Below are 15,469 nucleotides of genomic sequence, written 5' to 3' on the forward strand. Positions count from 1 at the left end.
GATTGACACCGTAATCGGGCGCGATCGGAGCTTCCGCATCTAGCGACCGGACGGACTGGAGACTTGAGTGACCGATGAGAATCGGTCCGCTGTCGCTTTGCCTGATGGCGAAGTCGGCGCCCGCTTTCGTACTGGTGGCAACAAGCCGCCGTCGAGAGCAACGGAGGGAGCGCAACTGCCCTCCGGAGCAGCGGACAGGCGGACGAAGTTTACCCACCCTGCCACGCGCAGATACCGCGGCCCCACCTATGCGGCACTGGATCTCGGCACGAACAATTGCCGCCTTCTGATCGCCCGTCCGCACGACCGCAGTTTCCGCGTCCTCGATGGATTTACCCGCATCGTCCGGCTTGGCGAGGGCGTCTCGCAGACGGGACGTCTTGGGGATGCGGCAATGGCTCGAACTGTCGAGGCGTTGCGGCATTGCGCCAACAAGCTGAACGATCATCAGCCGGCCCGTATGCGTCTGATCGCGACAGAAGCCTGTCGCGCAGCAGAAAACGGCGTAGAGTTTCTGGCGCGCGTCAAGGAAGAGGTCGGGCTCGATCTCGAGATCGTCGATCGCCGGACGGAGGCCGAACTGGCCGTGACCGGGTGTGCCGACCTGATCGAGCAAGGAGCCGACGGCGCTTTGATGTTCGATATTGGCGGCGGCTCGTCCGAACTGGCCTGGCTCGATTTCCGCGGCGGCCGGCCGCGTAGCCAGGGCCGCATGTCTGCCTCCATCCGCTCCTGGCAGTCGCTGCCCGTGGGCGTTGTCTCTATCGCCGAAAAATTCGGCGGCGTCGATGTGACCCCCGAAGTGTTCGAGGCGATGGTCCAGCATGTCTCAAGCCATCTGCGCCTGTTCCGCGGACGGGAAAAGCTCAAGCAGATGATCATCGATCATCCCGTGCACCTCATCGGCACGTCCGGCACCGTCACCACGTTGGCGGGCCTGCATCTTGGCCTTGAGCGCTATGAGCGTCAGAAGGTTGATGGCCTGTGGATGGCACGTCCGCAGGTCGATGCGACGATGAAGGCGCTTCTCGGCATGACGTATGCTCGTCGCATGGCACATCCTTGCATCGGTCGGGATCGCGCCGATCTTGTGCTGCCGGGCTGCGCGATATTCGAGGCGATCCGGCGCGAGTGGCCAACCGAGCGCGTGCGTGTCGCGGACCGGGGATTGCGCGAAGGCATTCTGATCTCGCTGATCGATGCGGATCGGCCGCGCCGCATCTCCACGAGCAAGCAATCCCGGGGGCGGCGCAATGGCAGATAAGGCTCTGGGGCGGGGCGGTCGCAAATCGGCGCGCGATCTGAAGGTGCGCGTGAAAACTGCGAAAAAGCGCACGGTCTCCTCGACCAAGTGGCTAGAGCGTCAGCTCAACGATCCTTATGTCGCACGGGCACGCGCCGAAGGCATGCGCTCGCGCGCTGCTTTCAAGATCAAGGAGATCGACGAAAAGCACCATCTGTTCAGGCGCGGCGGCAGAGTGGTCGATCTTGGCGCGGCACCGGGTGGCTGGTCGCAGGTGGCGGCTCAAGCCGTCGGCTCGACCGATGAGCGGCCGTTGGTCGTTGGCATCGATTATCTCGAGATGGACCCGATCCCCGGTGTAAAACTGCTGCAGAAGGATTTTACCGAGGACGATGCCCCGGAGATGCTGATCGCAGCACTCGAGGGGCAAAAGGCGGACGTGGTAATGTCTGACATGGCATGGCCGACCACGGGCCACCGGCCCACCGATCACTTGCGCATCATTCAACTGGTGGAATTGGCGGCAGATTTCGCCATGGATGTCCTGAAGCCGGGTGGCAGCTTTGTCGCAAAGGTCTTCCAGGGCGGCACCGAGCATGAATTGCTGCATATGCTCAAGCGCAATTTCCGCACCACCTTTCACGCCAAACCCCCGTCCAGCCGACAGGATTCTGCCGAGGCGTATCTCGTCGCGAAAGGCTTCAAGGGCAGCGAGATCGAGGAAGAGTAGGCGGCCTGCTACACCACTCTTCGCGAGCGTTAAGGTGGGGCCGGAATAGTCCCGGCCCCCGAGAGCCTAAAGCTCTTCTGCGAGAAACGTCTGCAATGCGGCCCAGCTGGCCTGGTCAGCATCGAGATCATAGTCGTCCGAGCTGAAAACAGTGAAGGCGTGCAGGGCGCCGCCATAGATCTCGGCATCATGCTCGACGCCGGCTGCCTGCAGTTCATCCATCAGTGCAGCCAGTTCCGACATTCCCGAATTCGGGTCGGCAGAGCCATGCAGCACCAATATGGGGCTGTCCACACCCTCGTAGCTCTGTCCTTCCGGTGTCGCCAGCGAGCCATGAAAACTGACAAAGCCCTCAAGATCCATGCCGGCCCGCGCCGCTTCCAGCACCGCAGCGCCACCGAAACAGTAGCCGATCATGACGATCTCGTCCGTCACACCATCGAGTTCCTCGGCCGCCGCTAGTGACCCCATGAGCCGCTCGCGAAACAGATCGCGGTCCGCATAAAGCTCACCTGAGCGTTCGCGGTTCTCCTCGAATGAGGACGGACGACGCTCGCTGCCATATACGTCGATGGCAACGGCCGTATAGCCAAGAGCAGCCAGCATTTCGGCGCGGCGTTCTTCGTAATCCGTCAGCCCGTCCCAATCATGAACGATCAGAACAGTACCCTTTGGCTCGATTGCGGTATTTGTGGCGACATAGCCCTGCATGGGTACGCCGCCAACCTCATAATCGAAGCTCTGCGCAACCAGCTCCGCATATGCGGGCGTGGCAGTGAGCATAAGACCGGCCCCGATAATCCCTAAGCGTGACATCATAACTCTCCCTGAAGTTTGCGCGTCGTGAAAAACAGACACAGCAACCAAACTCGCTACTTCGGCAAGTGTTGCGAGCGACAGTGACAGGAACGTGTCTCGAGCGACGACGCGGGGGATGCACGTGAAGAGTGTCGAACGCACTGGTGCCTAAGCCGGCTGACGGGGGTCTGGCGATACCAGTCCTCGCTACGTAGCTTGCCGGTTTACCCATTGATCGAGAAGCCCAAGCTGTCTGCTAGAGTTGGGATTTTCTGCCAATAGTGGCTGAACCGACAGCTTTCAGACCGGCAGCAGAAGGCCCGGCAGACTGCACCGACATTAGTGTGCGCGGCTATCGATCAATATCTGGCGCAACTGGCGCATCAGCGCGGGCCCAGTGATTTGGGAGGCTGTGTAGCCTTCCTGGGCAAGAACCTGCTTGATCTCGCCATTGGTCGTATAGCGTCCGGACTTTGCGAGTTCGAAGGCGCGTTCGAGAGTGGTTTTGTTCGGGTCCATATCTAAGTCTAGCATGACAGCGTACGACTGTCGCTTGCTCAATGCGTTCGCACCCTATTTTCGATGCAGCTCTCGATCCCCGTGCTGTCGGGATGCCGGCCTAAAATCTCGGAGCCTTTGCGGCGAGACCCGATTGCGTCGATTTTGCCAGCGCAGCAGCGCGTTCGCTCTTTGATCGGTGGCCCGATACGCTGGCGCCCGCTTGCCGCGACATCAAGAGGAACGGCACGGCTGAGAGCGCGGAGACGGCTGCAACGACGTAAAAGGCGATCTGAAAGTCGATCAGTTCCAGTTCCGCGCCTCTCAAGCTAGAGCTGGCTTCCAGAACACCGCCAGCGAGCGCAACGCCGAGCGCGGTCGCAATGGGGCGCATGACCGCGTGGATCGCTGTCGCTGGCCCCTGATCCTCTTCCTTGACGTCTGCAAAGGCCAATGCGTTTTGTCCGGTGAAAAAGACGGATCGGAAGATGCCGACCATCAGGATCACCACCATCATCACGACCACCGGTGTCGAGGCATTGAATGAGCCTTTGATGACCATGCCGATTGTCGAAAGCACTGCTGCCCAGATCAGCGCCGTCCTGAAGCCGATGGCCATGTAAAGCCGCCCGGCGAAGAACTTCATGATCAGGGCGCCAAGTGCGCCAGTGAACGTGATCATGCCGGATTCAAACGGGGTATAGCCAAAAGCGAGCTGCAGCATCAGCGGCAGCAGGAAGGGCACGGCGCCGGCGCCAATGAGGAAAAGCGTCGTGCCCGAGATGGCTGCCCGGAAGGTCGAATCCTCAAAGATCTTGGGATCGAGAAGCGGGTGTGGCGCGCGTCGTGCGTAGCTCAAATAGGCAATCGCCGCCACGACACCCACCGCAGTCGATACTGCCGCGACCCACATCGGCAGCACCGGCAGGCTGACCAGCGACAAGCCGAAGACGATACCGGCAAACGAAATGCCGATCATCACAAATCCTGGGAAATCCATTGGACGGCGCCTGACAACCGGCACTTCCGGCAGGAAGCGAGTGATCAGCACGAGCCCCGCGAGCCCGATCGGCACGTTGATCAGGAAAATCCAGTGCCAGCTGAGGAATGTCGTGAGAAAGCCGCCCACCGGCGGGCCCATCGTTGGTGCTACCAGCGCCGGAATTGTGAGCCAGGCCATGCTGTCGACGAGTTTCGACTTTTCCGTCGTCCGCAGCAGGATAAGACGCGCCAGAGGCGACATCATCGCGCCGCCCATCCCCTTGAGGAATCGCGCCCCTACGAATTCCTGCAGTGACCCGGCGAAGGCGCAACAGATCGAGCCGATGATGAACACGACGATCGCCGCACGGAACACGTTCTTCGCGCCGTACTTGTCGGCAACCCACGAACTGATCGGAATGAAGATCGCCAGGGAAACGAAATAGGCGGTGAACGCCAGTTTCAGCGCGACAGGTGTCGTGCCGATATCCTCCGCGATCGCGGGAAGGGACGTTGCGATCACCGTCGCGTCCATGTTCTCCATGAACAGCGCGACCGCCAGGGTCAGGGGTATGATGCGGGTCAATGTAAAATGCAGGTATGTGCCACGGTCATGTATTTATCGCCCTCAATGGCGGGCGTTGCAATGGGTAACGCACATTATTGACGATCGCTCCCATCGATTAGGGTCACTAGCCAAGCCAGCCTGGCGCTGGTAATGACCCTTGCCAACCTTGCCCCAGCGTTTCGCAACAGCGTCACCGGGGCGTGTTCCAACAGTTCTGTTTATTTCAGAAGGCAGGAAGGGTCTGGCCTTGGCGAAAATCATTACCTCGATCACCGGTGAAGCTGCGCTGACATTTGATGACGTGCTTCTGCAGCCGGCGCGTTCCGACGTCCTGCCGACTCAGACCGACATCTCAACCCGCGTCACTTCCGATATCGCGCTCAACCTGCCGATCCTGTCCTCGGCCATGGACACTGTGACAGAGGCGCGCATGGCCATCGCCATGGCGCAGGCAGGTGGCATGGGTGTCATTCACAAGAACCTCAGCGCCGAGGCGCAAGCCGAACAGGTCCGCCAAGTCAAAAGCTTTGAGTCCGGCATGGTGGTGAACCCGATCACCATCGGCCCTGACGCTACGCTGTCGGATGCGCTCGGCCTCATGCAGAACCACCGCATCTCGGGTATTCCGGTGGTCGAAAACGGCGGCAGCGGCGGACGTGTCACCGGCAAGCTCGTTGGCATCCTCACCAACCGCGATGTGCGCTTTGCCTCCAATCCCACTCAGCCGATCCGCGAGTTGATGACGCATGAAGGCCTCGTCACCGTCCACGATGACGTGTCCAAAGACGATGCCAAGCGGCTCCTGCACGCCAACCGCATCGAAAAGCTCCTTGTCGTCGATGCGCAGGGGCGCTGCGTCGGCCTTATCACCGTCAAGGATATCGAAAAGGCGCAGCTCAACCCGAACGCGGTCAAGGATGCACAGGGCCGTCTGCGCGTCGCCGCGGCGTCGACCGTCGGCGAGGACGGGTTCCGCCGCTCCTTGGCGCTGATCGAAGCCGGTGTCGACCTTCTGGTGATCGATACGGCCCACGGCCATTCGGTACGGGTGGCCGAGGCGGTCGAGCAGGTGAAGCGCGAAAGTAATTCTACGCGCATTGTCGCCGGCAACGTCGCGACCGCCGAGGCGACCAAGGCGCTGATAGACGCCGGCGCCGACGCCATCAAGGTGGGGATCGGGCCGGGGTCGATCTGTACGACGCGCGTGGTCGCCGGTGTCGGCGTGCCGCAGCTCGCGGCCGTCATGGCGTGCGCGGAGGAGGGCGACCGGCAGGGTGTGCCAGTGATCGCCGATGGCGGCATCAAGTTCTCCGGTGATATGGCCAAGGCGCTCGCCGCTGGCGCATCCTGCGTCATGGTCGGCTCGCTGCTCGCGGGTACAGATGAGGCGCCCGGCGAGGTCTACCTTTACCAGGGGCGCTCCTATAAATCCTATCGCGGCATGGGCTCGGTCGGCGCCATGGGGGCAGGCTCTGCCGATCGCTACTTCCAGCAGGATGTTCGCGATCAGATGAAACTTGTGCCCGAAGGTATCGAGGGCCAGGTCGCCTATAAGGGTGCAGCCAGCGCTGTGCTGCATCAGCTCGAAGGCGGCCTTCGCGCATCGATGGGCTATACCGGTGCGCATAACCTCAAGGACTTCCGGGACAACGCCACTTTTGTGCGGATTTCCGGCGCCGCCCTCAGCGAGAGCCATGTTCATGACGTGTCGATTACGCGCGAGGCTCCGAACTATAGGGGTCGTTGAAAAACAACCACATAGCTCGGCTTTCAGACTCTGATTCAAGACTTCAGGTGTGCTTGTGACACTCGTTGAAAAGTTCCTGCTCGTGGCGATGGCCTTGCAGGCCGCGCTGACCTTTTTCGTGCTCGTCCGCATGGGGCAGGAGCGAGTGCCGCGGGTCATGCGCGGTGAAATTCCGATGCGCGACATCGCTGTTGATCGCGAAGCCTATCCGCTCAAGGCCCGGTTGCTGTCGAACAATTTCGACAACCAGTTTCAACTGCCGGTACTGTTCTACGTGGTGGTTATTCTGGCTATCACTGCCGGAGGCGCCAATTGGGCTGAAGTCGCTCTCGCCTATTTCTTCGTCGCGCTGCGGTATTTTCACACGGCGATCCATACCGGCACCAACAACGTTATGCAGCGATTCCAGGTCTACGTTGCCGGGTTCGGGGTTCTGGCGCTGCTGTGGCTCGTCGTTCTCTTGCGTCTTTTGTTGTCGGGAGCCGCTTGATGCGTCTTGCAGGTCGAATAAGTGCTGCCATTGAGGTCTTGACCGAGGTTGAGCAACGCCATCGCCCGGTTTCCGAGGCGTTGAAAGCCTGGGGGTTTGCCCACCGCTTCGCCGGAGCAGGCGATCGCGCCGCCATCGGCAATCTGGTCTATGATGCGCTGCGTCGCCGCCAGTCCCACGCTCAGGCGATGCAGAGCGATGCGCCGCGCGCGCTCGTTCTTTCTGTCGTCGTGCGGGATTGGGGCGAGCCGGCAGAAGCCCTCGCCAATAGCTTCACGGACGATCGACACGCGCCTGAACCTATCACCGAGACGGAAATGGAAGCGCTGCGGCGCGCCGATGGTCCTGCCGTTCCCGATGTACCGGAATGGCTGCAGCCGAGCCTCGAACGTGCACTCGGAAGTGAGTGGATCGCTGAAATGCAGGCAATGGCAGAGCGTCCGCCGCTCGATCTTCGCGTCAATACGCTCAAGAGCAGTGTCGAACGCGTGGCCAATAGCCTGAAGCGCTTTAGCCCACAATCAACCGATATTGCCCCCACCGGCCTACGTCTGCCCGCGGGCCAGCGCGATTCGCGCACGCCGAACGTGACGACGGATGAAGGCTATCAAAAAGGCTGGTTCGAAATTCAGGACCAAGGCAGCCAAATCGTATCGTTGCTGGCGGGGGCGCAGCCGGGCGAGCAGGTGCTGGATCTGTGTGCGGGCGGCGGCGGCAAGACGCTGGCAATGGCAGCCGCGATGGACAATCGCGGACAGATCTTTGCCCACGACAGTGACCGATCGCGCCTCGCACCTATTTACGACAGGCTCAAGCGGTCCGGTGTCCGCAATGCACAGGTGAGACCGCCCGAACCAGAGGCCCTTGATGACCTTGCTGGCCGCATGGATCGGGTCCTCATCGATGCGCCGTGCACGGGCACCGGTACATGGAGGCGCCGGCCGGACACAAAGTGGAAACTCTCTACCGAGCAGCTGCAGTTGCGCGTCGCCGAACAGCAGGCAATTCTCGATGCCGCCGTGGCAAGCCTGAAGCCGGGCGGCACTCTCGTTTACATCACATGTTCACTGCTCCCGGAAGAGAACGCCGATCAGGTTGCCGATTTCCACCGTCGCCACGAAGGATTTGAGGATCTCAATCTCAAGCATGTCTGGACGAGCTACCTGAACGGTGATTTCCGTGGCTTGGACATGCCGCATGGCTTGCTGCTGACGCCTCTGCGCACCGGCACTGACGGATTCTACATCGCAGCGTTGAAACGAACCGCTACCCGGTGAACCGAAGCCGCTCAGCGCTCGTTTGATGAATCATGAGCACACAAGGTCTGGGCGCGGCCCATCGCACGAAGAAATGGATTGTTTATCTGCTGTTCGCAGTGGGTGTCATTCTTGTCGGGGGCCTTATCGGCTCGCAGGTGCAGCCCGGCGAATGGTATCGCAGCCTTGAAAAGCCCCCGTTCAATCCACCCGATTGGGTGTTCGGTCCCGTCTGGACAATACTCTACGCGATGATCGGTGTTGCCGGCGCGCGTATTTTCCTCGTCAACCCGAGATCCGTACCGATGGCTTTTTGGGTGGCGCAAATGGTGCTCAACTGGGCGTGGACGCCGCTATGGTTCGGAGAGAACCTCATCTGGCAGGCATTTGCCGTTGTCTGCCTGCTACTTATCGCGATTGTTGGATTCATTTTCACAGCCTGGCGGCAAGACAGGATCGCGGCTTGGCTGTTTGTGCCGTATCTGTGCTGGGTGGCATTCGCAGCCACGCTCAATCTGTCGATCGGTCTTCTTAACTAGGCCTGCGCGCGAAGCATTCGTCATCTTCGGTGACGGTGCTTGCGCTTGCCTCACGAGGTGGGTAAAGCCCCGCCATGCAGCACGACACATCCGCCTTTGCCGAATCCATCCTGATCGTCGACTTCGGGTCGCAGGTCACGCAATTGATCGCCCGCCGCATACGCGAGGCCGGAGTTTATTGCGAGGTTCACCCATTTCAGAAGGCCGGGGAAGCGCTGGAGCGCCTGGCCCCCAAGGGCATTGTGCTGTCGGGCAGTCCTGCATCGACCCTCGATGAAAACGCGCCGGAGGTCGATCCTGTTCTTCTTGATGCGGGGGTGCCAATCCTTGGTATCTGCTATGGTCAGCAGGCTCTCGTAAAGGCTTTGGGTGGACGCGTAGAAGGCGGTCATCATCGTGAATTCGGTCGCTCCGAACTGACGATCAGGCAGCACTCGGCGCTTGTCGACGATGTCTGGGAGCTCGATCACAGCTATCAGGTGTGGATGAGCCACGGCGACCGTGTCGTCGAGATGCCGGAAGGCTTCGAGATTGTCGCCACCTCCTCGGGCGCTCCGTTCGCGATGATCGCCAACGAGGAGCGCCGGATCTGGGGCGTGCAGTTCCACCCGGAAGTCGTCCACACGCCGGACGGCGCGAAGCTCTATGCCAATTTCGTCCGCAAGATCTGCGGTTGCGAGGGCAACTGGACCATGGCCACGTTCCGCGACATGGCAATCGAGCGCATCCGCGAACAGGTCGGCGACAGCAGGGTTATTTGCGGCCTTTCAGGTGGCGTGGATTCGTCAGTCGCCGCGGTGCTGATCCACGAAGCGATCGGCGATCAACTCACCTGCATCTTTGTTGACCACGGCCTGCTGCGCCTCGGAGAGGCGGAGCAGGTGGTCTCGATGTTTCGGGAAAAGTACAACATCCCGCTGGTTCACGTTGATGCGGAGAACACGTTTGTCGCTGCCCTCGAAGGAGAGAGCGATCCTGAGATCAAGCGCAAGACCATCGGTCGGCTGTTCATCGAGACCTTCGAGGCAGAGGCGGGCAAGATCGGTGGCGCCGATTTTCTGGCGCAGGGCACGCTCTATCCGGATGTCATAGAGAGCGTCTCCTTCACTGGTGGTCCCTCCGTCACCATCAAGTCGCACCATAACGTTGGTGGACTGCCCGAGCGCATGAACATGAAGCTCGTTGAGCCGTTGCGCGAGCTGTTTAAGGATGAGGTCCGGGCCCTCGGCCATGAACTTGGCCTGCCGGAGCATTTTGTGGGCCGCCATCCGTTCCCTGGCCCCGGTCTCGCCATTCGCTGCCCCGGTGGCGTCAGCCGGGAGAAACTCGATATCCTGCGTCAGGCCGATGCCATCTACCTCGACGAGATCCGTAAGGCCGGCCTTTACGACGAAATCTGGCAGGCGTTCGCCGTGCTGCTGCCGGTCCAGACCGTCGGTGTCATGGGAGACGGTCGAACATACGAATTTGTCTGCGCCCTGCGCGCCGTCACGTCGGTCGATGGCATGACTGCCGATTTCTACCACTATGACATGAGCTTTCTCGGCAAGACGGCGACTCGGATCATCAATGAGGTGCGCGGCATCAACCGGGTCGTCTACGACGTCACCTCGAAGCCCCCCGGCACGATCGAGTGGGAATAGGCCCGGCGTAAAGCCACCAGCCCGACCAATCTCTACTCAGCGGGCGTTGCTGGCGCCCGCGTCCTCAGCGGCGCAAGCGCGCTGGAGCGGTCTGCAACCCAATCGAGTATGGCGCCGGCAGCACGCTCAAAGCCCTTTCGAAACCGCCACTCGAACAAGTACGAGAACACCGCCGCGATGCCGATGGTGGCGAGGATAGTTTCTGCCAGACTTACGCCCGCCGGCATCGACAGGTTGAGATTGGCGAGCAAAGTCACGCCAATCGTTTCGTGGATCAGATACCACGAGTAACTCAGCAGGCCGAGCTTCGCGACGGCACCGGAGAATCCCGGCAGCACGGGAAATCGTACGCCCATGCTAAACACGACGAACAAAGCCACCAGCACGCCAAAGACTGCTGTGGTTATTATCTGGCCCCACACCGCTTGCTCCGCTTCAGTGCCGCCGGCACTGACCCAGATGACGCCGAGGCACATCAACAGATTGGCCAGCATTAATGGCCACACCTCTGTCGATCCGGATTTCAGCCTTTGGCCGAGAATCCCGACGGCAAAGAACGGCACATAAGGCGCGATCAGCAGGAATTTGAGCATTGATTGTGGGGTGATCGTTCCAGGCCCTGAGATGACGGTCGAGGCCATCCACACCGGCGCACTGAGCAGGCCGAGCAGACCGAAGACGCGGCTGAACCGCGACGCGTCTGGGATGAATGCCCACAGCAACGCCACCAGCAGGTAGAACTTGATCTCGACGGCGATCGACCAGAACGAGCCGTTCACCCATTCGCCGAGTTCACCGAGAAACATGAGATTGAGAATGAGATCGACCCCGGACGGTGCGACCTCGCGGAAATGCGCTTCCGGCACACTCGGAACCGCAAAGACAATCTGGAAGACGAACAGAAGAATCACCGCGGCCGCAAACGCCGGGTAGAGTCTCGAAAAACGCCGAGCCAGAAACACGCCCACCGACTGCGATCGCTCAAGCGTCATGAAGATGCAGTAGCCCGAGACAATGAAGAAGAAATAGACCCCGATCCAGCCGAAGGTCACCGGCAACGGCCCACCTGCACCGATATGCAGCGTCTGGTCGGGAAGCCGCGCCGTGAAATGAAACAGCACCACCATGAGTATGGCGGCACCCCGAAAGATGTCGATCGTTTCAACCCGCTGTCCGCTCATGGCCGCACTCCGCTATCCCGTTGACAGTAGCGATCGGCAGCAGCGGCGCGAGGCTATAGTTGATATAGTCTTAATATCGAAAATGCCGCTGATATTGGATGCGGTTTTATCTCAAACTATTGCTCGAGCCACGCGAAGGCGCGGCGCAGCTCGTCCGCGCCGTTCTCTTCGTACCATCGGCCGTGCGACAGGATAATCCGCTGAGGATCCCAGGATATCATCGTGTCGACCGCCGCCCGCAGCGCAGTGCGGTGCTTTCGAAAGGTTACGCGCATATCGCGCGGCATCTGCCCATGCGGATCCTGAACGCCGCCTAGCCGCGTCAGCAGGCGCGTGATCGGGTTGCGGATCTTGTGCGGCTCGAAGTTCTCGATCAGATCCGTCAGGATCAGCGTCCGCGATGGCCGATGGAAGAACACGACTTCGGTCATGAAGTCGCCATGCACGGGCAGCGTATCCAGCACGCCGTACCAGGGCAGGGCGGCGGTCCCGACAAGCTCGACAGTCTCGAAATCGATACGGCCCTTTGCCTGCTCGCGAATTCTGGGCGCGAGGTAAGTCACCGCCTCCGGATACGCCGCGCGCCAGTCGGGCAGCCACCAGTAATGAATGCGGTTCGGTCCCAGGAGCCAGCGAACCTTGCCGAGTGCATCCACCTTGGCCTTCAGCTCCGGCGTCAGTTGCGTTGGCGAATGAACGAACAAGCCCCCATCGATCAACACGATCGTCATGCGCGTCGGAAACGTCATTTTTGGCCACGGCATCCCGAAGCGGATTGTCGGTCCGTCAACGATGTAGACATCGTCTGCGACCTGTTTCGGCGTATTGATCGGCTGATAGGTGGCTTCAGACATGGGCAACTCTGGTACTCTTTCTGCGCAACGCCTAGCGCATGCGGGCGCCGAAATGAACCTTGGCAAAGCGGCAATCTTGCCGCATCGCCTGGCCGGCACCCTTGCCGCTTGCACGCACCAGGGGCTATCTGCCCGCAACGGCAACGCGCGAAAGGCACGGAAATGGCCCTGTTGGCACTCTACTGGCCCCTTGTGGTGGCCATTGCACTTGAAACAATCGGCACATCCGCGTTGACCGCCTCGCAACAATTCACGCGTCTCGTGCCCTCCATCATCACCATCGTGGCCTACTTTGCCTCGTTCTATTTTCTATCGCTGGCGCTCAAAACCATTCCGGTCGGCGTTGCCTATGCCATTTGGAGTGGCCTCGGGATTATCTTCATATCGATGATCGGCCTAGCAGTGTTCGGCCAGAGGCTAGATCTGCCAGCGCTGATCGGCATCGGGCTCATCATCATGGGCGTCATCGTCATCAACGTCTTCTCGAAGAGCATCGGACACTAGGCCAAACTGCCCTAAAACTACGCGAGTACGTTTGCATTCCCGAAGGCCGGCAACTATTGTGCCGCGACTTTCGAACCCCTGTCCAAGGCAACCATGTCCAACGAGAATATTTTCCGCGAGGTCGACGAGGAACTGCGCTCTGAGCGGATGCGCAATTTGTGGCGCCGCTTTGGTCCGTTCATCATCGGCGCCGCCGTTGCCGTGGTCGTGGTCGTCGCGGCCAATGAGGGGTGGTCGTGGTGGCAGCAGTCGCGCGCTGCGGAGGCCTCGGAAGAGTTTTACGTCGCGCTCGATCTGGCCGAATTCGGTGATCTCGATGCGGCGCGTCAAAACCTCGAGCAGATTGCGGCCGAAGGATATGGTGGCTATCCGGTCCTTGCGCGTTTCAGCGAAGCCGGCTTGCTTGCCGAGCAGGGCGAGACCGAGGCTGCGATCGAAGCTTACGATGCCCTCGCCAGCACGTCCGATAATCAGCGTTTGCGCGAGTTGGCGCTGGTTCTCGCTGGTATGCTCCTGGTTGATTCCGGCACCGTCGACGATGTCGAGGCGCGGGTGTCTTCCATTGCTGCCGAAGAGGGGCCGATGCGCAACCCGGCGCGTGAGGCACTGGGGCTCGCTCACTATCAGGCGGAGGACTACGCGGCGGCGCGCGAAAATTTCGAAGCCGTTCTGAGCGATCCGCTCAGTCAGGACAGCACCCGTACGCGCATGAGCTTTTACCTGGCGCAGCTTGTCTCCATGGGTGAAGTTGCGCCCGACGCTGTCCCGGACGAGGTTCTTGAGCCGGAAGACGCTGGCGCAGCCGAAACCGCCGAATAGCCTCGGCGGCGGCCGGCCGCTTCGGCGGCATATGAATGATATCGAAACACAACGGCAAAGGGCGCACCCCGAGGCCGTCAAGATCAGGACGCTGGTTGCTGGCATGACCGTCACCGTTGCCATTGTAGGACGGCCCAATGTCGGCAAGTCCACCCTGTTCAATCGCCTTGTGGGGCGCAAGATCGCGCTTGTCGACGATACGCCCGGCGTTACCCGCGACCGCCGTGAGGCGGAAGGCCGAATCGCCGATCTGCGCTTTCGCATTCTCGATACTGCCGGCTACGAGGACCGCACCGATGGGAGCCTCGAAGATCGGATGCGCCAGCAGACCGAACTGGCGATCGCCGAAGCCGATGTGATCCTGTTCATGATCGACGCGCGCGCGGGCATCGTGCCGCTCGATGAACGGTTCGCACAGGTGCTGCGCAAATCCGGCAAGGACGTGCACCTGATCGCCAATAAGGTCGAGGGTCGCAGTGCCGAGGCGGGACTGATGGAGGCCTACTCACTGGGTTTCGGTGAGCCGGTCGGGCTTTCGGCCGAGCATGGTCTCGGGCTGGCGGATCTGCATTCCATCGTCTCGCAGGCGATCGATGCCGCCGCCGCACGCGCCGAACGCGCCGAGCAGGAAGTCCATCTCCCGGCAGTCGATGTGGATATCGTTGAAGATGAACTGGAAGGCGAGGGCGAAGAGGCCACTCTTCGCTGGAACCCAAATCGCTATCTCAACGTCGCGATTGTCGGCCGCCCGAATGCGGGCAAGTCCACACTGATCAATCGCCTGGTGGGCGAAGATCGGGTTCTCGTCGGCCCTGAAGCGGGTATAACCCGGGACAGCATTCTGGTGCCGTGGGAATGGCAGGGCCGCACAATCAATCTTGTCGACACGGCCGGCATCCGGCGACGCTCTCGCGTCACCGAAAAGCTTGAGAAGCTTGCAGTGGGAGATTCACTGCGTTCCATTCAGTATGCCGAAGTTGTCGTTCTGATGCTGGACGCCACCCAACCGTTCGAAAAGCAGGATCTGCAACTCGCTGATCTCGTCGAGCGCGAGGGCCGCGCGCTCGTCATTGCCGTGAACAAGTGGGACCTGATCGAAGACAAGCAGGAAACGCTGGCCAATCTTCAGGAAGCCTGCGAACGGCTCTTGCCACAGGTGCGCGGCGTGCCGCTTGTCACTCTGTCGGGACTGACCGGGCGAAATCTCGACCGCTTGATGGACGCCATCTTCGAGATCGAAAAGAGCTGGAACGCCCATATCTCGACCGCGCGGCTCAATCGTTGGCTGGCGGGCATGGTCGAAGGGCATCCGCCGCCGGCTGTTTCGGGCCGCCGGCTCAAATTGCGTTACATTACTCAGGCCAAGCGCCGCCCGCCGAGTTTCATCGTCTTCGTTTCGCGTCCAGATGCCTTGCCCTCGTCCTATGTGCGCTATCTGGTGAACGGCCTCCGCGACACATTCGGGCTCAAAGGCACGCCGATCCGTCTATGGGTGCGCGCCAGCAGCAACAACCCTTACGATGATCCGACCAAGCGTCGGCACTGACATCAAACTGCCAGCGTTCCTGTTCATTGAAGCCAAAGCGGCGTAGCCTCGCGCGCAGTTGTCTTGATACTG

15 protein-coding genes are annotated in these 15,469 nt (G+C 60.7%); 10 read left to right on the top strand and 5 right to left on the bottom strand.

Annotated features, from left to right (window positions below; translation table 11 throughout):
- Positions 1-67 precede the first annotated feature (67 nt).
- Both IE127_RS16930 and IE127_RS16935 read left to right on the top strand, forming a co-directional pair.
- Complete coding sequence (locus IE127_RS16930) at positions 68-1,264, top strand: Ppx/GppA phosphatase family protein (RefSeq protein ID WP_189426971.1); 1,197 nt, start codon at positions 68-70, stop codon at positions 1,262-1,264.
- A complete protein-coding gene (locus IE127_RS16935; RefSeq protein WP_373297336.1) occupies positions 1,200-1,973 on the top strand; it encodes an RlmE family RNA methyltransferase in 774 nt (257 codons plus the stop codon). Before IE127_RS16930 ends, IE127_RS16935 begins: the two co-directional genes overlap by 65 nt.
- A 66-nt stretch (positions 1,974-2,039) precedes the next feature.
- On the opposite strand, the gene IE127_RS16940 is transcribed toward IE127_RS16935, so the two are convergent.
- The 3 genes from IE127_RS16940 to IE127_RS16950 form a co-directional block, all read right to left on the bottom strand.
- Positions 2,040-2,789, bottom strand: a complete 750-nt coding sequence (locus IE127_RS16940) for a dienelactone hydrolase family protein (RefSeq protein WP_210310539.1) — start codon at positions 2,787-2,789, stop codon at positions 2,040-2,042.
- Positions 2,790-3,110: 321 nt separating this feature from the next.
- A complete protein-coding gene (locus IE127_RS16945; protein ID WP_189426974.1) occupies positions 3,111-3,290 on the bottom strand; it encodes a hypothetical protein in 180 nt (59 codons plus the stop codon).
- 100 nt (positions 3,291-3,390) lie between these two features.
- Positions 3,391-4,836, bottom strand: coding sequence for an MFS transporter (locus tag IE127_RS16950; protein WP_189426975.1), 1,446 nt, complete (start codon positions 4,834-4,836; stop codon positions 3,391-3,393).
- Between the two features lie 229 nt (positions 4,837-5,065).
- Here IE127_RS16950 and guaB point away from each other — a divergent pair, with 229 nt between their 5' ends.
- The 5 genes from guaB (at position 5,066) to guaA (ending at position 10,493) form a co-directional block, all read left to right on the top strand.
- The gene (gene guaB / locus IE127_RS16955; RefSeq protein ID WP_189426976.1) at positions 5,066-6,565 is read left to right on the top strand and encodes an IMP dehydrogenase; all 1,500 of its coding nucleotides are present in this window, start codon (positions 5,066-5,068) and stop codon (positions 6,563-6,565) included.
- 55 nt (positions 6,566-6,620) lie between these two features.
- Positions 6,621-7,055 carry an MAPEG family protein gene (locus IE127_RS16960; RefSeq protein WP_189426977.1) on the top strand — a complete coding sequence of 145 codons (435 nt, stop codon included), beginning with the start codon at positions 6,621-6,623 and terminating at the stop codon, positions 7,053-7,055.
- Positions 7,055-8,332: an RsmB/NOP family class I SAM-dependent RNA methyltransferase gene (locus tag IE127_RS16965; RefSeq protein ID WP_189426978.1), complete on the top strand. Its 1,278-nt coding sequence runs from the start codon at positions 7,055-7,057 to the stop codon at positions 8,330-8,332. The genes IE127_RS16960 and IE127_RS16965 overlap by 1 nt, the downstream gene beginning before the upstream one ends.
- A gap of 32 nt (positions 8,333-8,364) precedes the next feature.
- Positions 8,365-8,850 carry a TspO/MBR family protein gene (locus tag IE127_RS16970; RefSeq protein WP_189426979.1) on the top strand — a complete coding sequence of 162 codons (486 nt, stop codon included), beginning with the start codon at positions 8,365-8,367 and terminating at the stop codon, positions 8,848-8,850.
- Positions 8,851-8,924: 74 nt separating this feature from the next.
- Positions 8,925-10,493: a glutamine-hydrolyzing GMP synthase gene (gene guaA, locus IE127_RS16975; RefSeq protein WP_189426980.1), complete on the top strand. Its 1,569-nt coding sequence runs from the start codon at positions 8,925-8,927 to the stop codon at positions 10,491-10,493.
- 32 nt (positions 10,494-10,525) lie between these two features.
- On the opposite strand, the gene IE127_RS16980 is transcribed toward guaA, so the two are convergent.
- Together IE127_RS16980 and IE127_RS16985 are read right to left on the bottom strand one after the other, a co-directional pair.
- Positions 10,526-11,674, bottom strand: coding sequence for an acyltransferase family protein (locus tag IE127_RS16980; protein ID WP_189426981.1), 1,149 nt, complete (start codon positions 11,672-11,674; stop codon positions 10,526-10,528).
- Between the two features lie 116 nt (positions 11,675-11,790).
- A complete protein-coding gene (locus IE127_RS16985) occupies positions 11,791-12,528 on the bottom strand; it encodes a DUF4336 domain-containing protein (protein ID WP_189426982.1) in 738 nt (245 codons plus the stop codon).
- A 162-nt stretch (positions 12,529-12,690) separates the two neighbouring features.
- On the opposite strand from IE127_RS16985, the gene IE127_RS16990 reads away from it, so the two are divergent.
- The 3 genes from IE127_RS16990 to der all read left to right on the top strand — a co-directional run bounded on the left by IE127_RS16990 (position 12,691) and on the right by der (position 15,397).
- Entirely contained in the window at positions 12,691-13,032 is a 342-nt protein-coding gene (locus tag IE127_RS16990; protein ID WP_189426983.1) for a DMT family transporter, read from the top strand.
- A gap of 93 nt (positions 13,033-13,125) precedes the next feature.
- On the top strand, positions 13,126-13,851 hold the full coding sequence (locus IE127_RS16995; RefSeq protein ID WP_189426984.1) for a tetratricopeptide repeat protein: 726 nt from the start codon (positions 13,126-13,128) through the stop codon (positions 13,849-13,851).
- A 103-nt stretch (positions 13,852-13,954) separates the two neighbouring features.
- The gene (gene der / locus IE127_RS17000; RefSeq protein ID WP_189427244.1) at positions 13,955-15,397 is read left to right on the top strand and encodes a ribosome biogenesis GTPase Der; all 1,443 of its coding nucleotides are present in this window, start codon (positions 13,955-13,957) and stop codon (positions 15,395-15,397) included.
- Positions 15,398-15,469: the final 72 nt, after the last annotated feature.

This window comes from Devosia pacifica (genome assembly GCF_014652635.1).
Lineage (GTDB): Bacteria > Pseudomonadota > Alphaproteobacteria > Rhizobiales > Devosiaceae > Devosia > Devosia pacifica.